The organism is Paraburkholderia sp. 40, from assembly GCF_050434105.1.
GTDB lineage: Bacteria > Pseudomonadota > Gammaproteobacteria > Burkholderiales > Burkholderiaceae > Paraburkholderia > Paraburkholderia tuberum.
Genome location: NZ_JBNPVY010000004.1, coordinates 373,312 through 396,385, shown reverse-complemented (window position 1 = coordinate 396,385; position 23,074 = coordinate 373,312). Strand labels below are relative to the sequence as shown.

Annotated in this window: 20 protein-coding genes and 2 pseudogenes; 7 read left to right on the top strand and 15 right to left on the bottom strand. The window is 63.1% G+C overall.

Annotated features, from left to right (window positions below):
- Positions 1–265 precede the first annotated feature (265 nt).
- The 3 genes from OKW28_RS23500 to ltrA all read left to right on the top strand — a co-directional run bounded on the left by OKW28_RS23500 (position 266) and on the right by ltrA (position 4,702).
- The gene (locus OKW28_RS23500; RefSeq protein ID WP_429449345.1) at positions 266–1,612 is read left to right on the top strand and encodes a PAS domain-containing sensor histidine kinase; all 1,347 of its coding nucleotides are present in this window, start codon (positions 266–268) and stop codon (positions 1,610–1,612) included.
- The gene (locus tag OKW28_RS23495; RefSeq protein WP_429449343.1) at positions 1,609–2,259 is read left to right on the top strand and encodes a response regulator; all 651 of its coding nucleotides are present in this window, start codon (positions 1,609–1,611) and stop codon (positions 2,257–2,259) included. Before OKW28_RS23500 ends, OKW28_RS23495 begins: the two co-directional genes overlap by 4 nt.
- A gap of 721 nt (positions 2,260–2,980) precedes the next feature.
- Positions 2,981–4,702, top strand: coding sequence for a group II intron reverse transcriptase/maturase (gene ltrA, locus OKW28_RS23490; protein ID WP_429449342.1), 1,722 nt, complete (start codon positions 2,981–2,983; stop codon positions 4,700–4,702).
- Between the two features lie 408 nt (positions 4,703–5,110).
- Here ltrA and OKW28_RS23485 read toward each other — a convergent pair whose 3' ends face one another.
- The 10 genes and pseudogenes from OKW28_RS23485 to OKW28_RS23440 all read right to left on the bottom strand — a co-directional run bounded on the left by OKW28_RS23485 (position 5,111) and on the right by OKW28_RS23440 (position 13,313).
- Complete coding sequence (locus tag OKW28_RS23485; protein WP_429449340.1) at positions 5,111–6,451, bottom strand: SLC13 family permease; 1,341 nt, start codon at positions 6,449–6,451, stop codon at positions 5,111–5,113.
- 17 nt (positions 6,452–6,468) lie between these two features.
- Positions 6,469–7,506, bottom strand: coding sequence for an amino acid ABC transporter substrate-binding protein (locus OKW28_RS23480; protein ID WP_429449339.1), 1,038 nt, complete (start codon positions 7,504–7,506; stop codon positions 6,469–6,471).
- A gap of 43 nt (positions 7,507–7,549) precedes the next feature.
- A complete protein-coding gene (gene ppk2, locus OKW28_RS23475; protein ID WP_429449337.1) occupies positions 7,550–8,371 on the bottom strand; it encodes a polyphosphate kinase 2 in 822 nt (273 codons plus the stop codon).
- Between the two features lie 389 nt (positions 8,372–8,760).
- Positions 8,761–9,018, bottom strand: a complete 258-nt coding sequence (locus OKW28_RS23470) for an RNA-binding protein (RefSeq protein ID WP_429449335.1) — start codon at positions 9,016–9,018, stop codon at positions 8,761–8,763.
- Positions 9,019–9,050: 32 nt separating this feature from the next.
- A pseudogene (locus tag OKW28_RS23465) lies at positions 9,051–9,179 on the bottom strand (SDR family oxidoreductase); the annotation flags it as partial.
- 376 nt (positions 9,180–9,555) lie between these two features.
- The gene (locus OKW28_RS23460) at positions 9,556–9,876 is read right to left on the bottom strand and encodes a chaperone modulator CbpM (protein ID WP_429449333.1); all 321 of its coding nucleotides are present in this window, start codon (positions 9,874–9,876) and stop codon (positions 9,556–9,558) included.
- Positions 9,873–10,829, bottom strand: a complete 957-nt coding sequence (locus tag OKW28_RS23455; RefSeq protein WP_429449331.1) for a DnaJ C-terminal domain-containing protein — start codon at positions 10,827–10,829, stop codon at positions 9,873–9,875. The genes OKW28_RS23460 and OKW28_RS23455 overlap by 4 nt, the downstream gene beginning before the upstream one ends.
- 204 nt (positions 10,830–11,033) lie before the next feature.
- Positions 11,034–11,684 carry a BON domain-containing protein gene (locus OKW28_RS23450; RefSeq protein WP_429449329.1) on the bottom strand — a complete coding sequence of 217 codons (651 nt, stop codon included), beginning with the start codon at positions 11,682–11,684 and terminating at the stop codon, positions 11,034–11,036.
- 71 nt (positions 11,685–11,755) lie between these two features.
- Positions 11,756–12,187 carry an Hsp20/alpha crystallin family protein gene (locus OKW28_RS23445; protein ID WP_429449327.1) on the bottom strand — a complete coding sequence of 144 codons (432 nt, stop codon included), beginning with the start codon at positions 12,185–12,187 and terminating at the stop codon, positions 11,756–11,758.
- Between the two features lie 85 nt (positions 12,188–12,272).
- Positions 12,273–13,313, bottom strand: coding sequence for a zinc-dependent alcohol dehydrogenase family protein (locus tag OKW28_RS23440; protein ID WP_187638045.1), 1,041 nt, complete (start codon positions 13,311–13,313; stop codon positions 12,273–12,275).
- 189 nt (positions 13,314–13,502) lie between these two features.
- Between OKW28_RS23440 and OKW28_RS23435 the strand changes: the two genes are divergently transcribed.
- Complete coding sequence (locus OKW28_RS23435; RefSeq protein ID WP_429449325.1) at positions 13,503–15,173, top strand: AAA family ATPase; 1,671 nt, start codon at positions 13,503–13,505, stop codon at positions 15,171–15,173.
- Positions 15,174–15,236: 63 nt separating this feature from the next.
- On the opposite strand, the gene OKW28_RS23430 is transcribed toward OKW28_RS23435, so the two are convergent.
- The 4 genes from OKW28_RS23430 to OKW28_RS23415 form a co-directional block, all read right to left on the bottom strand.
- A complete protein-coding gene (locus tag OKW28_RS23430) occupies positions 15,237–15,983 on the bottom strand; it encodes a beta-ketoacyl-ACP reductase (protein ID WP_429449323.1) in 747 nt (248 codons plus the stop codon).
- Positions 15,973–16,500 carry a hypothetical protein gene (locus tag OKW28_RS23425; RefSeq protein ID WP_429449321.1) on the bottom strand — a complete coding sequence of 176 codons (528 nt, stop codon included), beginning with the start codon at positions 16,498–16,500 and terminating at the stop codon, positions 15,973–15,975. The genes OKW28_RS23430 and OKW28_RS23425 overlap by 11 nt, the downstream gene beginning before the upstream one ends.
- Positions 16,501–16,673: 173 nt before the next feature.
- A complete protein-coding gene (locus OKW28_RS23420) occupies positions 16,674–17,132 on the bottom strand; it encodes a universal stress protein (RefSeq protein ID WP_429449318.1) in 459 nt (152 codons plus the stop codon).
- 57 nt (positions 17,133–17,189) lie between these two features.
- Complete coding sequence (locus OKW28_RS23415; protein WP_429449316.1) at positions 17,190–17,525, bottom strand: hypothetical protein; 336 nt, start codon at positions 17,523–17,525, stop codon at positions 17,190–17,192.
- Between the two features lie 256 nt (positions 17,526–17,781).
- Between OKW28_RS23415 and chrA the strand changes: the two are divergent.
- A pseudogene (gene chrA, locus OKW28_RS23410) lies at positions 17,782–18,881 on the top strand (chromate efflux transporter).
- Here chrA and OKW28_RS23405 read toward each other — a convergent pair.
- Positions 18,874–19,731, bottom strand: coding sequence for an ion channel (locus OKW28_RS23405; protein ID WP_429449314.1), 858 nt, complete (start codon positions 19,729–19,731; stop codon positions 18,874–18,876). The pseudogene chrA and the gene OKW28_RS23405 sit on opposite strands and share 8 nt — an antisense overlap.
- 382 nt (positions 19,732–20,113) lie before the next feature.
- On the opposite strand from OKW28_RS23405, the gene OKW28_RS23400 reads away from it, so the two are divergent.
- Both OKW28_RS23400 and OKW28_RS23395 read left to right on the top strand, forming a co-directional pair.
- Positions 20,114–21,733, top strand: coding sequence for an oleate hydratase (locus OKW28_RS23400; RefSeq protein ID WP_429454428.1), 1,620 nt, complete (start codon positions 20,114–20,116; stop codon positions 21,731–21,733).
- Positions 21,734–21,745: 12 nt separating this feature from the next.
- Positions 21,746–23,047: an NRAMP family divalent metal transporter gene (locus OKW28_RS23395; protein ID WP_429449312.1), complete on the top strand. Its 1,302-nt coding sequence runs from the start codon at positions 21,746–21,748 to the stop codon at positions 23,045–23,047.
- The last annotated feature ends 27 nt before the right edge of the window (positions 23,048–23,074 follow it).

Sequence of the window (23,074 nt, the reverse complement as noted above, 5' to 3'; positions counted from 1 at the left end):
GTCGGTACTGCGCGGGCGCGCCGGCGCCTACGCCAAGGGGGGACGAGCAAGTCGTCCGCCCTCGCCGCCCGGCGGCACTGGCACGAAACCGCCGATTCACGGACAATTAGCGCGAACACAGGCTTTCCGCGCGTGTTTCCTTGGCCTGCGGCCACCCGAAGCACGGAATCGCCCGGAATAGACGTGTTTGCCATGCGCGCCGCCGTACCGACATCGTCGAACAGCGCGCCCGCTCCTTGTCCGCGGTCACTCCTAAGAGGCGCACATGCCTGTCAGCGGTAAGACGCCCGCACCGCACAGTGCCGTTTTACGCGAGCGGCTGGGCTCGATTGCGGCACGGCCCGCATTGGCGTCGGCGGCAGCGTTCTCCGTGACTCTGGCCGCGATGCTGGCGGCACGGCACTGGCTCGACCCGGTGTTGTTCATCTGTGTCGCCGCCGCCTTTCTTCTGGCGACGAGCGCGTTCCTGCTCGTGCGCGGGCGTCCCGATGACTCTTCCGCACGCGACGAGACAAGCGCCGGGAGCGGTCGGTCTGGCGTGAATGAGGCTCGCATGATGGCGATCATCCGTTCCTCGATGGAAGCGATTATCACCATCGACGAACAGCAGCGGATCGTCATCTTCAATCCGATGGCGGAACAGGTGTTCGGCTACTCCGCCATGGACGCGATCGGCCAGCCGCTCGCCCGCTTCATCCCGGAGCGGTTTCGGGCGGCGCACGCGCAGCACGTCGAGCAATTCGGCGTGACAGGCGTGTCGGACCGGCAGATGGGGAGGCAACGCGTGCTATCGGGTTTGCGCGCCAACGGCGAGGAATTCCCGCTCGAGGCCTCGATCTCGCAGATTCGCGATGGCGACACCCGCCTTTACACAGTGATGCTGCGCGACGTCACAGAACGCGTCAAAGCGGAACGCGCGCAGCAGCAGGCGCGTGAGGAACTGCGCGAACTGTCCGCCAATCTGCAGAAAATCCGTGAAGAAGAAAAAACGCGCATCGCACGCGAACTGCACGACGATCTCGGCCAGCAACTCACCGCGCTGAAAATGGACATCTCGTCGGTCGAACAGGCGCTGGACGCGTCGGCAAGCGCGCTGGTGTGTGAACAGTTGCAAGGCATGCGCCGGTTGATCGACGTAACCGTTGCTTCGGTCCGGCGCATTGCCGCCGATCTGCGGCCAGTCATGCTCGACGACCTCGGGCTGATTCCCGCGATCGAATGGCTTTCCAACGACTTCACCAACCGCTACGGTATCGATGTGAAACGTGACATCGAGACCGGTGACGCGCGTTTCAGCCCGGCAGGAGCCACCGCGCTATTCCGGATCGTGCAGGAGGCGCTGACGAATGTCGCGCGCCATGCTGACGCCACTCTGGTCACACTCAGCCTGCACGCCGGGAATCAAACCTTCGTGCTGCGCATCGCCGACAATGGCCAGGGCGCGCATCGCATGGCCGAGCCGGCGGGCAAGTCCTTCGGCTTGCTCGGCATTCGCGAACGCGCGCACATGCTCGGCGGCGCGGTCGACATTCATACCACACGCGGCGAGGGCTTTGTGTTGACTGTCACTATTCCTTCGGAAACCGTGCAAGCGCGGGAGACACAAACATGATCCGCGTCCTGCTCGCCGACGACCACGCGCTGGTGCGCGACGGCCTGCGGCATATCCTCCAGGGTGCAAGCGGCTTCGAAGTGGTCGGCGAAGCGAACGATAGCGCCAGCACCGTCGCGCTGATCCGCGCGCGGGCCGCCGAGGTGCTGGTGCTCGATCTGTCGATGCCCGGCCGCAACGGCGTCGAATTGATCAAACAGATCAAGGAAGAAAAACCGACGCTGCGCATCCTCGTGCTGACCATGCACGCTGAGCAGCAATATGCGGTGCGCGCGTTCAAGGCCGGCGCATCCGGTTACCTGACGAAAGAAAGCGCAAGCGCCGAACTGGTGGCGGCCGTGACCAAGGTCGCTGCCGGCGGTGTCTATGTGAGCCTCGCAATGGCGGAGCGGTTCGCGCAGAGCCTCAACGAACCCACCGATCTGCTGCCGCATCAGCGTCTGTCCGATCGGGAATTCGACGTCCTGAAGCGGATTGCCGCCGGTCAGACGATCACGGAGATCGCGGCTGAACTGTGCGTGAGCGCCAAGACCGTCAGCACGTACAAGACGCGCATCCTCGAGAAAATGCAGATGCCGCACGAAGCCGCACTGGTGCGCTATGCGATGCGACACAAACTGGTCAGCGACGAAGAGGACGACATCTGAACGCATCGCAGCTCCTCGCTTGCGAGCCACGACGCGGGCGAAGCCCGGGAGCCGTGCGTTTCCTGCCTGATCTGCCGCACAACTCGGGGTGCCCTCAAGAAACGGATTTTTTCGTACGCGTGCGACGTGAAGTCGCGCCAGTTATCGTCTCGGCCCGCAAGGGATAGTGAGACTCGTTGTTCCCTCAGCGATAGCCTACCGGGGCGAGCGTGGCTGGTAACGGCCGGGTTCGGAGCCCTCGGGACAATGAAGTCCTTCGCATGAGAAGAGCGTGCCGCGAGGTGCGCTCAATTGCTGCCAGCATCGGGCGGCAGGGACGCTAGGCTGGACAGGATGGTCAACGTAAGTGAACCGCCGCAACTTTCGTTAAATTTGACAAGCCCAAGATGCTGGCAGGCTTGGACCAAAAGGTATGTGACGGGTTGCTCGATACGTGCTGCGAGCAACAGGGACAGACAGTCACCGGAAGAAAGGCGGGACCTAAGCTGTTCGTGTAACTGGCGTGGAACACGGTAAGCCCGAATCTTCGCCCTCGTGGCAGGCGAACCGCAAGGAACGCTGACGGGGATGCGGGTAGAGGATGGTCGAGAAAGCGAATGCCGCCCTGTAATGGGGTGGATAGGGGTTGAGCTGCTAAGCGACATCACCCCACGCGAAAGCGCGCAGACTTCGACCGGGTCGTTCTTGACGAGATAGTTTGGTGAACCTTTACAGGAGGGAAATGCAAATGACGGCGTATGCAGCACGCGCTGGCGCGCCCTCCGGCGACGCGGGGCACTGGCATGCGATCGATTGGGCCGCGTGCTACCGGGAAGTCAGAAGGCTGCAAGCACGCATCGTCAAGGCGACGAAGGACGGCCGCTGGAACAAGGTGAAAGCCTTGCAATGGCTGCTGACCCACTCGTTCAGCGGCAAGGCACTTGCCGTCAAGCGGGTGACGGAAAACCGAGGCAGGAAAACGCCGGGAGTCGACAAGGTTACATGGTCTACCCCGGACGCCAAGTATCACGCCATCGAGACGCTGCATCGGCGTAGCTATCGGCCGTTGCCGTTGCGCAGAATTCTTATTCCAAAAAGCAATGGCAGGAAAAGAGCGCTCGGCATTCCATGTATGCGCGACAGAGCGATGCAAGCGCTTCATCTGCTTGCTCTGGAGCCTGTATCGGAAACGAATGCTGACCCAAATTCTTATGGGTTTCGTCCGGAAAGGTCCACAGCGGACGCGATCGAGCAGTGCTTCATTGCGCTGGCGACGAAGCGCGCTGCACAGTGGGTTCTAGAAGGCGACATTCAGGCCTGTTTCGATAAAATTTCTCACGACTGGATCATCGCTCACGTCCCAAGCGACAAAGTGATGCTCTCGAAGTGGTTGAAGGCAGGATACCTCGAAGATCGACAGTGGTTTCCAACCGAGGCGGGTACGCCACAAGGCGGTATCATCTCGCCCGCGATCGCGAATTGGACTTTGGATGGTTTGCAACGTCAACTGGCGATGACCTGTGGGCAGCCACGCTGGATCGGTGGCAAGCAGATCAGTTCAAAGATCAATTTCGTTCGATATGCAGACGACTTCATCGTTACTGGCCCCTCGAAAGAGGTTCTGGAAAACGAGGTTCGCCAAGAGATCGATCGTTTCTTGCGAGAGCGAGGGTTGCTTCTCTCGCCGGAAAAGACACGAATCACGCATATCTCGGAAGGGTTCGATTTCCTTGGGCAGAACGTTCGAAAATACAATGGCAAGCTGCTGATCAAGCCATCAAAGAAGAATGTTCAGGCGTTTCTGACGAAAATCCGCTCGATCATTAGAGAAAACCGGACGGCCAAACAACAGAATCTGATTGGCCTGCTGAACCCGGTGATCAAAGGGTGGGCGGACTATCATCGACACGCTGTTTCCAAGAGAGTCTTCGCACGCGTTGATTCAGAGATCTGGCGGGCGTTGTGGCAATGGTGTTGTCGCAGGCATCCCAACAAGGGGCGCCACTGGATCAAGCATCGGTACTTTCGATGCGTTGGGACACGGAACTGGACCTTTGCTGCTGAAACGGGAGCACGTTGGCCGGATGGCAAGCCGATCGTGACAACGCTTCGCTACGCGGTAGAGGTTCCAATCCGGCGGCACACGAAGATCAAAGCGGAGGCGAACCCCTTCGACCCGGCCTGGGAAGGCTACTTCGAAGAACGTCAGGGTTTCAAGATGCTGCACTCGCTCAGCGGCCGAAAGAAGCTGATTCGGCTTTGGCTCGCTCAACAGGGTATCTGTTGTGTTTGCGACCAACGCATCACCAAGGGCACGGGGTGGCACGTTCACCACATTGTTCGACGTGTTGACGGTGGAGGTAACGCGTCACGAAATCTGATCATGGTTCACCCGAACTGCCACGCGCAAATTCACAGCCTCGAACTATCCGTGACGAAGCCGGCTCCATATCAGGGGCTTTGAACGGCGTGAGCGGAGTGCGGCGAAAGTCGCACGCTCCGTTCTTGGGGGGCGGCGGCGCAGCGATGCGTTGCTGCTACCCGCCTAAGCGCCCAAACAAGGCGTTTCGAATGTCTCTGCGCGACCGCTTCGCGACAGCCGGGCGAAGTTTTCGATCATCTGCTGCTGATCCCGGACCGGACAATTGCACGGAACGGCCCTTGATCTTCTAGTCGCGGTCTATGCCGGAACCGCCACCTCGGACCTGTAATGACACAAGTCGAAGGGAGAAAGCATGTCTGAATGCTCGCCGGCCTGCTTTCCGATGACGCCGCACGCGAATACTACCCGTACGATGGCGAAAAGGCGAAGAGACTAACAATGCTGCTTTGCTGCGTTAGGCTGACCAACGTGCAAGCTGCCGTGTTGGGGCTATCGCATCACGCGCGCCAGCAGGAGTACGTACAGCGCCGACGCAGCCAGTTGGCACAGCGTGACAGGCAGTCCGAAGCGCAGGAACTTCGCAAACGTGACCTGCTTGTCCTCGCGCGCACAGATCCCCGCCGCTACGATATTGGCGGAAGCGCCGATCAGCGTGGCATTGCCGCCGAGCGTTGCGCCGAACATCATCGCAACGAACACGGGAATCGAAATCGCGGGCCACTGCGTGAAGTGGGCGGACAGCGCCGATTCGGGCACCACCTCGGCCGCCACCAGATAGCCCTTGACCATCACCATGGACGCTGCGGCCACTGGCACGTTGGCAAGCAGGCTTGACAGCACGCCGATCCCCCCAATCATCGCCAGCGCAACCAGCGTCAGCTCCGTGCCGAACGCTTGATAGAGCCCAAGCGCCATCAACTGCAGCAAGCCGGTCTTGACCACCGCCTGCACGAGGCAAAAAATGCTTGCCAGGAACACCAGGGTCTTCCAGTCGACATCGCGCAGCACGTCGTCGGTCGGCTCGATCCGGGCTGCATATCCGACCAGCAGCGCAAGCGCACTCGCGATCAGCGCCACCGCGGGCGGCACGATGCGCGTAGGCAGATCCTCGCCGAAGACGAACAGGGCCACCATCGTCGCGAGCACTGCGAGCGCGAGACTCGTGTACACAGGCCGCTCGATGCGCCTTGCCGCCGTACGCGCCGGCAAGGTCCGCTGCAGGTGCCACACGTCCGGCATCAGCCAGCGCAGCAGCGGCACGACGATCGCGATGGCCATGACACCGCCCAGACTTACGCGGTGCAGGTAGGCGCCGAACGTCATGCCGATCGAACTGCCGACGAGGAACGTCGCCGGGTCGCCGACCAGCGTGAGCAGACCGGCGGAATTGCTCACGATCGCGGTCAGTATCATGGGCCCGACGAAATCCACTTCGAGCGCAAGCGCGACCCGCACGATGACGGGCGCGAGCAGGATGACGGCGGTGGCATTCGGCAGGAACGCGCACACGGGTGCGACCAGGGCGATCAGCAGGAGCAGGAAGCGCTTGCCGCTGCCTCCCGTCGCGCGCAGGTAGAAGTCGCCCAGCAGATCGAATATGCCCGTCGTAGCCAGGATGCGCGCCACGACCATGCCGCCGAACAGCAAGCCGATCGGTCCGCCCGAGGTGCGGCCGGCGTCGACGATGTCCTGACCGTCCAGAATGCCGAGCACGATCAGCACGCAGACACCGGTCAGCGCGGCCACGGCCATGTCGATCACATTGAAGGCGATCGCAAGAATCACCGCCGAAAAAACGGCCATCACGATGGCGATCTGCAGTTCGCTCATGGTCTGACTCTCCTCGCCTATCGCACGGGCGGCACGTACATCAGTCCGCCCCGCGTCCAGAGCCGGTTGAGCCCCCGTTCGAGATCGAGCGGGCTGTTCGGACCGAGATTGCGGTCGAACAGCTCGCCGTAGTTGCCGACGGCCTGCACGGCGCGCAACATCCATCCGGATTCAACGCCGAGACTGCGGTCCACCTCGTCGCCGGCCACGAGCGCTTGCAGCACGACGGCCTCGTGTGAGCGTTGCGCAAGGTTCGCCCGTGTGACACCCAGTTCCTCGGCGGTCAACAGTGCGAAGAGAACCCACCGCACGAGCACCAGCCAGCTCCGGTCGTCGCCGCGCACGGCGGGTCCAAGCGGTTCCTGCGAGATGCGTTCGGGCAGGATCACCCAGGTTTGCGGACCGTCAGGCGCATGCAGGCGCGCGGCGGCCAGCTGCGACGCATCGCTCGTCCAGGCGCTGCAGCGTCCGGAAAAGAACGCAGCGCCCGCTTCGGCAGCCGAGGCGAAAACGAGCGGCCGCAGGTACAGGCGGTTTGCGGCCGAATACGCGAGAAGATGAGCCTGGCTCGAGGTGCCTTTCTCAACGCAGACGGCCGCATCCCTGAGCCCGGCCAGCGTCTGCGGGGCGCCCTGCGTGCGCACCATGAACGCCTGGCTGTCGTAGAAAAGCACGCCCGCAAACTGCACGCCGAGCGTGCTTTCGCGCAGCAGGGTCCAACTGGTGTTGCGGGCAAGCACGTCAATCACGCCGTCTTCGAGTGCCGGGAAGCGCTCCGACGCCCTGAGCGGAACGAAGGCAACCCTGTCCGGACTGTCCAGTGCAGCAGCCGCGACCGCACGGCAGAAATCGACGTCGATGCCCGTCCAGAGGCCGGCCGCGTCGTGCGACGAAAACCCGGTGATGCCTTCGCTGACGCCGCAGCGCAGGACCCCGCGCGCTTTCACCTGAGCGAGTGTCTCACCGTCCGAGGCGTGCACGCCAGGGACCGCGCCGATGAACAGGAGCAGGCCGGCCAGCAGGGTGCGACCGACAATCCGACGAATGTGCGTCATGGCTTACCCCGTTTGTCCGCGGTTAAACGCGACGCGACATTACTCAGAAATTCTCAGGCACATACCTGAACGGATGGTCCGATTCGCGATAATCCCCAGCCTTCTGTCGTTGCGGCAACGATACCTTCCCGCGCGGGACGGCCTCATACGGAACCCTGCTGAGCAGGTGGCTGATGATGTTCAGACGGGCGCGCTTTTTGTCGTCGGAACGTGCGACATACCACGGCGCGAACTCGGTGTCAGTCGACCTGAACATCTCATCGCGCGCACGCGAATAGTCGTACCAGCGACGATAGGATTCGAGATCCATCGGCGACAGTTTCCAGACCTTGCGCTCGTCGTGAATCCGGGCTTCGAGCCTGCGCGTCTGCTCTTTGGGACTGACTTCGAGCCAGTATTTGACGAGGATGACCCCTGAGTCGATGATGGCCCGCTCCACCAGCGGCGCATCCTTGAAGAACGTCCGTAGTTGCTCTTGCGTGCAGAAGCCCATGACCCGCTCGACGCCCGCGCGGTTATACCAGCTTCGGTCGAAGAGCACCACTTCGCCGGCCGCCGGCAGGTACGGAAAATAGCGCTGCACGTACATCTGGGTCTTTTCACGCTCGGTGGGTGCTGGCAGCGCGACCACCCGGAAAATGCGCGGGCTCACGCGTTCGGTGATCGCCTTGATTGTTCCGCCCTTGCCCGCGCCATCGCGTCCCTCGAACACGATGCAGATCTTGGCACCGCTGTGCACTACCCATTCCTGCAGCTTGACCAGTTCAACGTGAAGCCGGGCCAGTTCCTTCTGGTATGCCTTGTTGCCTAGCTTGTTGCCTGATTTCGAACCGTTGACCTTCGTCTCATTCCGAGTGTCAGACATTGCTTCGTCTCCCGAACAGAACCTAACCCTTGCATGATCGCCCCCCACAAATACAGTATTGTTGGCCCGGCTTCTTCCAGCAATAGGATTTTGGACTGATGGCTGGGTGCCGGAATGGCCGTAGGATCTTTGAACCGGGAAATATCGGAGCTGCGCGCGACAAGATTACGTCGACATGTGACGTAAATGAATGGTTACCGACTTACCCGAGCGAGGTCATGACGGCGCGCGCAAGGCGCTCGCGTGCTTATACTGGTCAGCGAGCCGCTACTGCGGACTCAGCTTGAGGACACGCGCAACCGTATCGGCAATTTGCGGCTTGTCGCCCTCGCCGTTCGCGCGACTCCTGTGAAGCAGCCTTCCGATGCCCATGTTCGGCGCCGGCGGGTTCAACGACCGTCGCGCTCTGGCATGACCTGTACGACGAGTTTCCGGTTTTTCCAGAACATGTCATGTACCCGCGGCTGCAGCCTCCGTAATATTTCCGGCCCCACGTCCTTGAACGTAAGCTGTACTGCGGGCCGCGAACCGCTTCCTGGAATGCGCCTGATTTCGTCAAATGGCGGAAACCCGTACTTGATCAGGAATTCCCTGATCTCGTCGTCGGAAGCGTCTTCTTCTACATTTCCCACCCAGAGATCGGCCATGATGCTGCCCTCCATTGTTCGAAAATCACGCGTCAAGCCATGATGTTGACGCCGCCGTCGATATACAGCGTTTCGCCCCAGAGGCGTCGCGCATAAGGTGTCGCCAGAAACGCGCACGTAAAGCCAACATCCATGATGTCCACCAGTTCGCCGAGCGGTGCGCTCCACGGTGTCACCTTGCTGCCCGTATATGAACACGTGCTGGACCGATCTGGCGACAGTCCCGATCTCTTTGCAAGGATTCAACTGTGCTTGCCAGGCGACGGCCCGAAACCGGGTAAAGTTCTGTCAGCCTTGCTCGTAGCGGACACCGGCGACTACTCGGACGATGGCACATCCAGTTTGGCCTACAGCACCTACGACCCTAACGGCCGACCCAGCGATCTCTGTCGCTACAGACTCTCGCTTGCCATTGCCGAGGCAGTACAGGCCTCTTTGTCGGTGCCATCTCCCACCGACGCGTCAGCGCGGTCGGCGAAAGATGACGCATTGCGCGTAGCCCGACGCAACGCCGCGGCACACATCGCGCACCAGCGTCTAACCAACACGAGGACGATTGACACGCGCGCGCAGCGCGTCGATTTCGTCGAGCAGATCGAGGGCGAGCGCGATGCCAGGTGGGTTGATTTGAAGATCGCGTGCGAGCCGCCGTGCGGTCCGTACGCGCCGAAACGCCGCACCACTGAAACGCCATTCCTGCGGTTGATCCCCCTTGGGTTCGAACACGCCTTCGGAGACCCAAAGCCTCAATTCCTCTTCCGATGCCCCGCTCGCCCGACTTAATTCGACGAGTGTAAACTCGACACTCTCGTCGACAACCTGTCCTTGCAGGCAGGTCGTCGTCCTGGTCTCTTTCACGATGATCCTCCATAAAAGTGCGCGCGCGGATCGAAGTTGAAGGCCCGTTGCATCGAGTCGTAAGCGGCCCTCGCCGTTTCGCTGTCCGCCGGAGGCAGAACGATGTTCAGTATCACGTAGAGATCGCCAGGCGGGTTGGCGGGGATCCCCTTGCCTCTGAGTCTCAGGCGTCGGCCGCCGGCGGAACCCGGCGGTATTGTCATCTCGACCGTACCATCCGGCATCGGCACCGCGATCTTCGCGCCCAGCGCGGCTTCCCACGGCGCGACCGGCAATTCGAGCGACACGTCGCGGCCGTCGACGCGAAAGCGTGGATGTTCGCGAAACCCGATTTCCAGGTAGAGGTCGCCAGCGTCCGCGGGCGTAGCGCCCGCGCCGCCTTGGCCGCCGAGCCGAAGATGCTGGCCCGCCCGTATCCCTTTTGGAATCGATATGTCGAGCGTGCGCGATTCCAGTGTGACATGGCCTTGCGCATCGATCACCGGCACTTGCAGCGAGATCGAACGCTGCGCGCCGCGATACGCGTCTTCGAGATCGATCAGCACTTTCGCGTGATGATCTTCGCCTCGCACGTTGAACGCCCTGTGCCCCGCATGCGCATGCGCGCCGCGTGCGCCGCCGAACATCGACTCGAAGAATTCATGGAAGTCGGTCTGCGCACCCTGCTGACTGCCCGCGCCGCGGAATTCGAAACCCTCGTCCCAGTCAGGCGGGGGCTGAAAATCCTGACCGTCGCGCCATTTGTCGCCCATGCGATCGTAGGCGGCGCGCTTCTCGGGGTCCTTGAGCACCTCGTACGCCTCGCCCAACTCCTTGAAGCGGGCTTCCGCATCGTCATGCTTGCTGACGTCAGGATGATATTTGCGCGCGAGCTTACGATACGAACGCTTGATGTCTTCCTGGGAAGCGCTGCGTTCGAGACCCAGAATCTCGTAGTAGTCCCTGTATTTCATTTTGGAAGCTGACCGGTGAGGAACGGAGGCGGCAATACTCGTCCAATGCGCCCGGTGGCGGCGACCGCTTCACTTTATACCAATCCACGCAGGCCGGCGGAGCCGCGACGACTCCGGAAAGCGTCATGAGCCGCTCCTGAACTTTCACCTGGATGAAGCAACGCGAACCGCACGCAAAACCGCGCCCCGGACGCGCGCCGCACGTTAGCCCACGGTCAGATTGTCGACGACCGCATGCACGCCCGGCGCCGCCCACGCGGCCCCGCGCGCAGCCGAACGCTCCGCGGCGGAATCGATCTTGCCCGTCAGCGTCACGGTGCCTTCGTGCACCTTGACCGCGATATGCTTCGCCTCGCGGTCGGCGTGACGCTGCAGCGCCTGGCTGATCTGCTCGCCGATATCCTGCGCGGCGACGTTCCCGCCGATGCGGATCGTGTTCGAGACGCCGATTACGCCACGCATACACGAGATCGTGCGGGTGGCGAGATGACTCTGATGGGCACTCTCGACTTCGCCGCTTAATGTCACCCAGCCTCTTTCGACCTGCACCTTCACGGAGTCTTCGTTCAAACCGACCGTCCAGCGCAGCATCGTGCGAACTGCCCGGGCAATGTCTTCGTCGGTTCGCACATCGGTATGCAGCAGGCGCACATCCATTTCCACGACGACGGCCTTCACGCCCGCGACGCGTTGCGCCGCTTTCTCCGCCGCGATTTTTTCGGCGTAACTGAGCGGGTGGCCGGACAGCGTGACGACACGGTCGCACACTTCGACGCCGATGTCCGTGATGCTGACTGCCGGATCCCAGGCCAGTTCGTCTTCGACCTGCCGTTTCAATTCCACGTCAGACTTCATTGCTTGCTCCTGGATGACATGCAAGGATTGCAACTGCGCCGGGACCTGTAGCCGTGGGTCCGGCGCGCCAATCAATTGATCGGCAGGCGTTTGCGTTCGGAGGCCGACTTCTTGGGCAGCGTCAGCGACAGCACGCCGTCCTTGTATTGCGCCGTTGCAGTGGCTTCATCGATCTCGCTCTGCAGCGAGAACGAACGGCTGACGGCGCCCGAATAGCGTTCGCGACGAACCACGCGTTCGCCCTCCTTCAGCTCCTGCTTACGCTCGACCTTGGCGCTGATCGATACGAGATTGCCGTCGATCTTCACGTCGATATCGTCTTTCTCGACGCCGGGCAGTTCGGCTTTCACGGTGTACTGGGTATCGCTCTCCGTCACATCGACCTTGATATCGGCAAGCGGCACCTCCCCGCCAGCGCCACCGCGCAGTGGGCGGAACAGGCCCTGAAAGAGATCCGACATGGGTTCGATTGCAAACGGGTCAAAACGGGTCAAGTTGCTCATCGTGTCACTCCTTACCATTCAATACAGTCATGGATAGGGGACTGGGTTAATGGCACGGGTGCGCATGCGTCGCGCAACGCGCCAGTTAGGACACTTCAATGATCACTTTCAGCGCATGCGTGTCCGCGGCGCGGCTGAAGGTGTCGTAGGCACCGGCCACGTCTTCGAGCTGGAAGCGGTGCGTAATCAGCCGCGCGGGATCGATGCGGCCCGCTCGCACCGTCTTGAGCAGCATCGGCGTGCTGACGGTGTCGACCAGACGCGTCGTGATCGCGATGTTGCGGTCCCACAGCTGTTCAAGGTGCAGATCGGCCTTGACGCCGTGCACGCCGACGTTCGCGATCACGCCGCCCGGCGCGACAAGCGCCTCGCACAGTTCGAACGTGGCAGGCACGCCGACCGCTTCGATTGCGCAATCCACACCTTTCTGTTCGGTCAGCTTCATCACGGCCGCAACGGGATCGTCATGGCCGCTATCGATGCATGCAGTGGCGCCGAAGCCGCCTGCGACTTCGAGCCGGTTGGGATCGAGGTCGATCATGATGATCTGCGCCGGCGCATAGAACTGCGCGGTCAGCAGCGCGGCGAGGCCAATCGGCCCGGCACCGACGATCGCCACCGTACTGCCGGGCTGCACTTTGCCGTTCAGTACGCCGCATTCGAAGCCGGTCGGCAGGATATCGGAGAGCATCACGAGCGCTTCTTCGTCGGCGCCAGCGGGAATCGGATAGAGGCTCGTCTCCGCGTGCGGAATGCGCACGTACTCGGCCTGGGTGCCGTCAATCTTGTTGCCGAGAATCCAGCCGCCCGTGCTGCAATGGGAATACATTCCGCGCCGGCAGTAATCGCATTTGCCGCACGACGAAATGCATGAAATCAGCACCCGGTCGCCGGACTTGAACGACGATACCGCCGTGCCGACCTGCTGCACGACGCCGACGCCCTCGTGGCCGAGAATGCGTCCCGGCTCGCAGGTCGGCACGTCGCCTTTGAGAATATGCAGATCGGTGCCGCATATCGTGGTGCGCGTCATTTTGACGATCGCATCGGTGGGCGCCGCGAGCTTTGGAATGGGCCGTTCCTCAAGCGATTTCTTCCCGGGACCCTGGTACACGAGCGCTTTCATATGCTGCCTCCGTTGATCGATGCGGGCTTGCCTACGACTGACTTTAGGCTGGCTCGCAGCGCGCCGATTGACATGTATCAAGCGATGTTCATCCGCCGCCGTCCGCTCGAATGAATGATCTCCGTCAAGCGCCGCTCATCCGGTCGTGCCTATGCTGGACGAGCCCTCATTGCTTTCCCGGAGCCGACCATGCCCGAACATTTCCCCTCGCCGCGTCACCGCCCGCTGCACGTCCGGCAACGCGAACGCGTTGCGCAACGCGGCTGGCGCGCCATCGACCGGGCCTTGCAACGGCCCTGCTCATACCGCCATCCGGCCGGCCGCATTGGCCGGATCGAAACGCATATCTCCGTGATCTATCTGGCCGGCCGTTACGCGTACAAGCTGAAGAAACCGGTCAATCCGGGCTTTGTCGATTTCACGCTGCCCGCCGTGCGGCAACGCGCGTGCGAGGACGAAGCGCGGTTGAACGGCCGCCTTGCGCGCGAGTTGTATTGCGGCGTCGAGACGATCGTGCGTCAGGGCCGCGTGCGCAAGATCCGGCACCACGGGCACGTTGTCGAACACGCGGTCAAGATGCGGCGTTTCGACGAGCGCGACGTATTCCAGGCATTGCTCGCGCGCGACGCGCTCGGTTTCGCGGAGATCGACGCGCTGGCCGACAGCCTCGCCGCGTTTCATCGCGGTGCGGCGCGCGCTGCACCGCGACGCGGCTTCGGTTCGGCGTCGACGGTACGCACGCAAATGCACACCGTGCTGGACGCGCTGGGACGCGAGACCGGCAAGCCCCTACCGGACACACTTCGTCAATGGTGCGAGAAAGACGGCGAGCGGCTCGCGGAACATTTCGAAACGCGCCGCGCGGGCGGCTTCGTGCGTGAGTGCCATGGCGACCTGCACCTCGACAACGTGCTGCGTCGTGGCAAGCGGGTGCTCATGTTCGATTGCATCGAATTCAGCGACGCGTTGCGGTGGATCGACGTGGCGAGTGATTTGAGTTTCCTGCTGATGGACCTGCAGGCGCACGGCCGGGACGATCTTGCCGCCCGGTTGCTGAACGGCTGGCTGCAACGCACCGGCGACTTCGCCGCATTGCCCGCACTGCGTTACTACGTGGTTTATCGCGCGCTGGTGCGAGCGCTCGTTGCGGCGCTGAAAGCGCGTGGCGGCCCGACGGACCGCGAATCGGTAGAGACCCATCAGTACCTGCGGCTCGCCGGACGCCTGATCGCAAAGCCGCGCCCTTATCTGTTGCTATGCCACGGCTACTCGGGTTCGGGCAAATCGGTGGCGAGCGAGGCGCTCGTCAATCTGATCGGTGCGATACGCGTGTCCAGCGACATCGAACGCAAACGCCCACGCCCGTTCGCGCCGATAGATGCGCAGCCGTTGCCGCGCGCCGCCTACTCGGCGGACTCGATCGATCGACACTACGGCACGCTGCTGGCGCTCACGCGTCACGTGCTGGCCGCGGGTTATCCAGCGCTGGTCGACGCGACATTTTTGAAGCGCGATCACCGGTCGAGGTTTGCGGCGTTGGCCGATGCGCTGGCGGTTCCTGTCATCGTGCTCGATTTTCATGCGCGCACCTGCCTGCTTGCGGAACGCGTCAGCAGGCGCGCCGCGCAGGCGCATGCGGAGTCGGACGCCGGGCCGGTCGTTCTGATCAGGCAACTGGCGAATGAAGACCCGCTCAGCGCAGGCGAGATGGCTTGCACGGTACATTTCGATACCGAGGTGCCCGTGGGCGCCTTCGCGCATATTGAGTACTGGCAAGCATTGCTGGAACGCCTGGACACGCAGTCAATGCATGAAATGCACGAAACGGCGGCGCCCGATGCGGACGTAGCCCACGCATGAAATGGGCCGCGCAGTCGTTCGCCGCGCGGCCCTGAAGCGCCATCCGTACCGCTTTAGCCCGTTTTAGCCCATATGCATGCCGCCATTGATGGCGAACTCCGCGCCGGTGACGAAACCCCCGTCGTCCGAACAGAGGAACGCCACCAGCGCGGCCACTTCGTCGGGTTGCCCGAGACGGCCCACGGGAATCTGCGGCAAGATCTTCGTCTCCATTACATCCTTCGACACGGCCGCGGTCATCGCGGTCGCGAGGTAACCGGGCGAGACGGTGTTGACCGTCACGCCATGTTTCGCAACCTCCAGCGCCAGCGACATCGAGAAGCCATGAATCCCGGCTTTCGCCGCTGCGTAGTTGGTCTGACCGAAAGCGCCGCGCGCGCCGTTCACCGAGCCGATATTCACGATGCGCCCGAAACGTTGCGCGACCATCCCGCCGAGCAACGGCTTGGTCATATTGAACAGCGAGTCGAGATCGGTGCGCAGTACCGCATCCCAGTCGTCCTTGTTCATTTTTGCAAAGCTCGAATCGCGCGTGATGCCGGCATTGTTGACGAGAATGTCGATCGTCCCGAATTCGTCGAACACGCGTTTGGCGCAATGCGCGCATGAATCGAAACTCGTCACGTCGGCTTCGTAGGCATGAAAACGGCGGCCGGCTTCGCGTTCGTGCACCAGCCAGGTGGCGACGTGATCGTTGCGTTCCGAATGCGACATGGCGACCACCATGCCGGCGTCGTGAAGGCGCCGGCTAATGGCGGCGCCGAGTCCGCCCATGCCGCCGGTAATGAAGGCAACGCGCTTAGCCGACATGCTGTTCTCCCGGTTGCGCGGAGCGGCCCGCCGGCGCGGGCGGTGTCGCAGAACCCGTACGCAGCCCGAGTGCTGCGCCGCCGTCCAGCGCGCCCCTGGCCATCTCTTCGAAGCGACGCATCCAGCCCTGCAGCGGCAGCGTCGCGGGGTTCATGCCGACGCCCTGTTGCCAATTGCCGGTCCACGCGGCATGCCATCCGGCGAGCGCGTCGCGCATGCCGTCGCTGCACGCGGTTTGCTGCCGGGCCGCCGAAGCGAGCCCCTGCTGCCAGAGATTCGTAGTGGCCGCCATATAGTCGCGCAGCATCGTCTGATAGCTCGCCGCGAGTTCACTCCAGTCGTGCGCGCCAGTTGCGGCGTCGCGCGTCGCATTCAACGCGGCAAGATCACGTTGGATGCGTTGCATCTCGAACTCGCAGGCTTGCCGGCGGTATTCGTGTCCGTAGCCGAACATCCGCAGTGAAAGTCCCAGGTTCGCACGATACAGATCGAGCGGCGTGGTGGATTCAGTTGACATGATGGTCCTCAGATCGTTTTGGCGGACGCAGGCGAGCCCGCAATTCTCACTGCCGGTCAGCGCGACGCAGCAGACGGTTCAATGTAGGCCCGCGCGTTGAAGTGCGGTTGACCTGTATCAACGCACGCCAGCGCGCTGCGGTCCCGCAGATGGCGCGCCTGTCAGGACGATGCTCAGGCATGGGCGGCGCTTTCCCGAACCAGCAGCACAGGGCACGGCGAATGCCGCACGAAACGCTCGGCGACGCTGCCGAGCACCATGCGCCGCATGCCGCGCCGGCCATGCGTGCCCATCACCACCAGATCCGCGCCGCGCCGCTCGACACACCGCGCGATGCAACTCGCGATATCTTCGGCGATGCCCTGGGTTTCGATGATTTCAGAATCGCCGGCCACGTCGAGGGCTTTCATTTTCACGAGCGCGTCGTCCAGCAGGCGTCGTCCGGCCTCGCGCGCGGCATCGGTCAACAGATGCGGGTCGCATGCGCCCGCATAAGTGAAGGCCGCCGACTGGTCGATCGCATAGACCGCCGTCAACTTCGCGCTTGCCAGCTTCGCCATGCGGATCGCCTCATCGAGCGCGCATTTCGACGCTTCGCTGCCATCCACGGCAACCAGAATGTTTCGATACATGCCTGTCTCCTCATAGAGCGTTAAAAAACGATGCGGTCGCGGCACTCGCTGCAACGATCAGGACCGGGTACGCGGCGAATTGCGCACCAGTTGCTCCTCGGCGGAATCGAATGCCGCCCGGATCGCCGCTTCCGCTTTGGCGTCGAGACAATGTCTGATCGGGACGAGTTCGCCGCTGCGCATGATCAGGTCGAGCCGGGCGTCGAACATGCGAGCGCGCCCATCACCTGCCCGCGCGTTGTCCCGGTAGTCGGGGCGCGCGGCACGGATGGATTCGATCGCCAGATGACAGCCCGCGATGGACCTGCTGAAACGCTCGAGGCGCACCAGTTGCGAAGCGGCTTCGGCTTCGATTTGCGACGTTCCGACGAAGCCGAAGTAGACGATTTGCATGCCGACTCCCATGTTCCCTCTCCCAGGCGTCCAGCGTTCTTGCGCGGGCTCCATAGCAAACTTGCCCGCCGCGGTCGTGTGGCCAAACTGACGAGACGCAGCCGGCGGGATGATTGGATCATCGGCTGGGACGGTTTGAGCCACTTGACTTGCGTCAAGACATCGAGTGGATGCCGGCTTTTCCTGAGCGCCGAATGCTGTTCATGTCGCGCCGTGCGCGCCACGCCTCACTTCGTTCGGCGGTCCGGCCGCGCATCTGGGCTATTTCCGCGACGAGTTCGTCAAGCGCCGCGGTTGGCTCGACGAACACACGTTCGGCGACCTCGTCGCGTTGTGCCAGTTTCCGCCGGCCCGGGCAGCAGCCAGGTCGGCATCGCGATCGGGCGGATGCGCGGCGGTATCGCCGGCGCGTTGGCAGCGCGGCTGGGATTCAAGCTGCCCCCGGTCGCGCTGCTGACCGGTTTCGCCTACGGGTTCACGCATCTGACCGATGCGACGTCGCTTCGTCTGCTGCGCGGTCTCAAGCTGGCGGCGGTGGCGGTCGTCGCGCAGGCGGTGTGGTCGATGGGACGCACGCTCTGTCCCGACCGCGACCGCGCGACCATCGCCGCAGGCGCCGCGATCGCGGTGCTGGTGCTTGGCGTGACGTATGGCCAGATCGCGTCGATCGTCGTCGCGGCCGGGATCGGCGCGCTACTTCTGAAAAGCTCGGCCGACGTGCCGGGCGCGCCGCTCGGCATGCCCGGCACGAAAGCCGGCGCGTTCGCGTGCCTGCTCGGATTCGGTTTGCTGCTGTTCGGCCTGCCCGCGGCGGCCGCATGGCTGCACGTCTATCCGCTCGACCTGTTCGCCGCGTTCTACCGGGTCGGGTCGCCGGTGTTCGGCGGCGGCCATGTGGTGCTGCCGTTGCTGCAAGCGGTCGTGGTGCCGCGCGGCTGGCTGTCGGCCAACGAATTCATGGCCGGCTACGGCGCCGCGCAAGCAGTGCCGGGTCCGCTGTTCTCGTTCGCGGCATTTCTCGGCGCCGCAAGTAGCGGCCATCCGGCGGGAATCGGCGGCGCACTGATCGCGACAGCCGCGATCTTTCTGCCGTCGTTTTTGCTGGTCGGCGCGACGCTGCCGCTGTGGGGACAACTGCGGGCGTTCGCACCGATGCGCCGGGCGATGGCCGCGATCAGCGCCGCGGTGATCGGCATTCTGCTCGCTGCGCTCTACGATCCGGTCTGGACGAGCGCCGTGCACAGCGGCGCGGATTTCGTGCTCGTCGTGCTGGCCTTGCTGCTGCTCGGATCGTGGCGTGCGCCGTCGTGGGCGGTGGTGCTGGTGACCAACCTGCTTGCCGGATGGGTCATCTGACGCGCGCCCGCCTGGTTCGATCATGCGTACCCGCAGCACGATGACGACCGATTGCGGTGTCGTCGGCGTGCGCGTGGGCGCCGATGCGGAGCACTTCCGTTCGCAGCGAGGCGATTTCCGCCTGCAAGGTCTTGATGTCGCGATGCATTTCGCGACGCAGCAGACGCTCTTCCCGTTCGATGAAGAGCGCGGCAATACTCGCGAATAACAGCGACAGCAGCCCGTAGCCGAGCAGCACCACGAACGCGGCGAAGACGCGCGAGGCCGGCGTGGTCGGCGCCATATCGCCGTAGCCCACCGTCGCGCTGCTTTCGAAGGCGAGCCAGACGCCCTCCGCATACGTGTGCGCGCCCGGTTCGAGCCAGTAAAAACCGGCGCCCGCCGAGGCCAGCAGCACAGCAGCCGTCGCGGGCAGCAGAAGCAGTCGGTTGGGCGAGAAAAATCCTTGCAGCGACAGCGCGATTCGCGCCGCCACGAGTCCGACGAACAGAATGCGCATCGACCATTCGAACGAGGACCAGGCCGACACGCCCGAAATGACGCTAGCTGCTGCGCCCACTGCGATCAGCACGTCATAGCGGTTGCGCACCAGAAACCGCCGGGGCTTGTGGCTCAAGCGCGCGAGCCACGCGAGCGATATTGAGAAACCGGCCGACATGCACGCGTAGAGCGCCCGCCCCGTTTGGTGCAAGACCGTGGAGTGGGCGGCCAGTTCGAAGTAGAACGCGGGAATGGCCAACAGGCTGAATCCCAACAGAACCCATTGCAGCCAGCGCCATGCGCGCACCGCACGCGGGCCGTCATGGGGGTCGATGCCGCCCAGGCCGGCAATGCGAAAATCATCGCTCATTTCGCCACCGTATCCGACTTTGCGACGCCGGTGACCGTCCCGCTAGCGGCCAGCGTCCGTTGACTGCGCCGCCGCTGTAACCACCGGCTGACGGGAGGTGCTGAACCATCGTATGAGGGCAGCGTCGGGTGACCTTGATACGGATCACAAACAGGCGAGATACGCAGCGTCGCGACGCCCGCGCTGCCTTTGCGAATCGACATGAGGTCGACTGCCGCCCGCTCGGCTGCGCTGCCGCGATCATTGCTTGATCCAACGCAATCGAACCCACCGAGCCTCGCGTATGGTGAACCAACGCCTGCTCTGCGCGGCAGGGCGGGCCGGCTGCAGTTCGATTGCAGCGAACCTCAAACGGGAGAACGACGTGCAAAACTCTGATCCGATTCACGCACACACGCCGCGCACCGACGTCAACAGTGACGGCCACCCTGCAGAGAACGGCAAGTTCTATCTTGTCGGCGGCGGCATTGCCTCGCTGGCGGCCGCTGCGTTCCTGATCCGCGACGGCCACGTGCGCGGCTGCGACGTCACCATCCTCGAAGCCCTCGACAAGCCCGGCGGCAGCCTTGATGGCGCGGGTAACGCGGAAAGTGGCTATGTGGTGCGCGGCGGCCGCATGCTCGAAAGCAAGTATCTGTGCACCTACGACCTCTTTTCGTCGATCCCGACGCTGGACGACAGCAAAACCGTGACCCAGGAGATCTTCGACTGGAACGAGACCATCCGGACTTCGTCCAGGTCGCGGCTCGTGAGGAACGGCAAACGCGAGGACGCCCCCGCCTATGGGCTCGATGAAAAGCATCTGATGACCCTGGGCCGCCTGTCGATCGAACCGGAAATCATGCTCGGCAACAGCCGGATTTCCGATCATTTCGACGCGTCGTTCTTCGATACCAATTTCTGGCTGATGTGGTGCACGACGTTTGCGTTCCAGCCATGGCATAGCGCAGCAGAATTCCGTCGGTATCTATTGCGTTTCGCGCATATGTCGGCGGGCTTCAACCAGCTGCACGGCATCATGCGCACGGTCTACAACCAGTACGAGTCGATGGTCCGGCCTCTGCGCCGCTGGCTGGACGGGCACGGCGCAATTTTCCAGCCGGACACCCGGGTCACCGATCTCTGGTTCGACGAAACCGGCGAGCAGAACAGTGTAGTTGGCATGGTTTGCTTGAGCGCGCATCAAGGCTTCGAATTGCTGATCGGCCGCAACGACACGGTGATCGTCACGCTCGGCTCGATGACGGCGGCTTCCAGCCTCGGCGGCATGGACCGTCCCGCGCCGCTGGAGACTGTCGACGGCACGGGCGCCTGGAGCCTGTGGAAAAACATTGCCGCGGGCCGGCCCGAATTCGGCGACCCGTCCGTGTTCGCCGATCATGTCGACGCGTCGAAGTGGCTCTCCTTCACGGTGACGCTGCGAGACCCGACACTGTTCCGGCTGATCCGCGATCTGACCGGCAATGTACCCGGCGAAGGCGGCCTGATTACTTTTCCTGAGTCGAACTGGCTCGCCTCGATCGTGCTGCCACACCAGCCGCATTTCATCGATCAGCCGGCGGACGTGCAGGTGTTCTGGGGGTACGGCTTGCGAGTCGACCAGCCAGGCAATTTCGTCGACAAGCCGATGCAGGCCTGCACCGGCCGCGAAATCCTGACGGAGATTCTCGGCCATTTGAAGGTCAAGGCGGAGTCGGCCCGAATCCTCGAGCACGCGGTTTGCATTCCCTGCATGATGCCGTTCATCACGAGCCAGTTCCTGCCGCGCCGGCGCGGCGACCGGCCTGCCGTGGTGCCTGACGGATGGCGCAATCTCGCTTTCATCGGGCAGTTCTGCGAGTTGCCCGACGACGTCGTGTTCACCGTCGAATACTCGGTGCGCTCGGCGCAGAACGCGGTGTATGCACTGCTCGGGCTCGATCGGGCCGCACCGGCTGTCTACAAGGGGCGGCATGACCCGCGGATCGTCTACAAGGCATTCGCGACGCTGCGGGACCATTAGCGAGGTGATCTAGTGGAAGTCGACGGTTTGCGGCATACCAGAAGCCTGCGGGCGCTGCTCGCGCGTCTGAAGGAGCATCCGCTGGCCCATGTCGGTCCGGGCCTCATCACGGGCGTCGCCGATGACGATCCGAGCGGCATCGCCACCTATTCGCAGGCTGGCGCGCAGTTCGGCCTGAACATGCTGTGGACGATGCCGCTCGCCTTTCCGTTGATGGCCGCGGTCCAGTCAATGTGCGCGAACCTCGGCCGGGTGACCGGCAAAGGGCTCGCCGCCAACATCAAGAGCACGTTCCCACCTGTCGTGCTGATGGGCGTCGTGTCGTTGCTGCTGGTCGCGAACGTGCTGAACATCGCCGCCGATGTTGCCGCGATGGGCGAAGTGGCGGAACTGGTGAGCGGCGTCGACCGGCACCTGATGACGGCCTGCTTCGTGTTCGGCACGCTGCTGCTGCAGGTTTTCGTTCCGTACCATCGGTACGTGTTCTTTCTGAAGTGGCTGACGGTCTCGCTGCTCGCCTATGCCGTCGTGCTGTTGACCGTTCACGTGCCCTGGCGCGAAGTGGCCTGGCGCATGCTGTGGCCGCATCTGACGCTGAACGGCAACGTGGCGGCGATGGTCGTCGGCGTGTTCGGCACCACCATCAGCCCTTACCTCTTTTTCTGGCAGGCTTCCGAAGAAGTGGAGGACATGCACGCTCATCGCGGCGGTGTCGCGCTCATCCTGGATGCCGGCGCGGCGCCCCGGGAGCTTGAGCGGATTCGCTGGGACACATGGTCCGGCATGTTCTACTCCGACCTCACCGCCTTTTTCATCATGCTGGCGACCGCCGTCACGCTGCACGCGGCTGGCTTGACCGATATCACCACAGCGGCGCAGGCCGCGAGCGCGCTGCGACCGCTCGCCGGCGACTTCGCTTACCTCCTGTTCGCGGCGGGCATTCTCGGCGTCGGCCTGATCGGCGTGCCGGTGCTGGCGGGTTCTGGCGCGTACGCGCTATCCGAAGCGATGGGCTGGCATGAGGGGCTCGAGCGCAAGTTGCGCGACGCGCGCGGCTTCTACGCGATCATCGCCGTCAGCGTGCTGGCCGCGCTCGCGATCCAGTATTCGCCGATCAGTCCGATGAAGGCGCTGTTCTGGAGCGCGGTCATCAACGGCGTGGTGGCGGTGCCGTTATTGGTGGTCGTGATGATCCTCGTGTCGAGGGAATCGGTGATGGGCGCGTTCACGGCCAGCAAACCGCTGATCGTGCTCGGTTCGATCGCCACCCTGGTGATGGGCGTGGCCGCGCTGCTGATGTTTATTCCCGGGTAAGAAAAAAGCGCGCTGTGCACGCCGCGA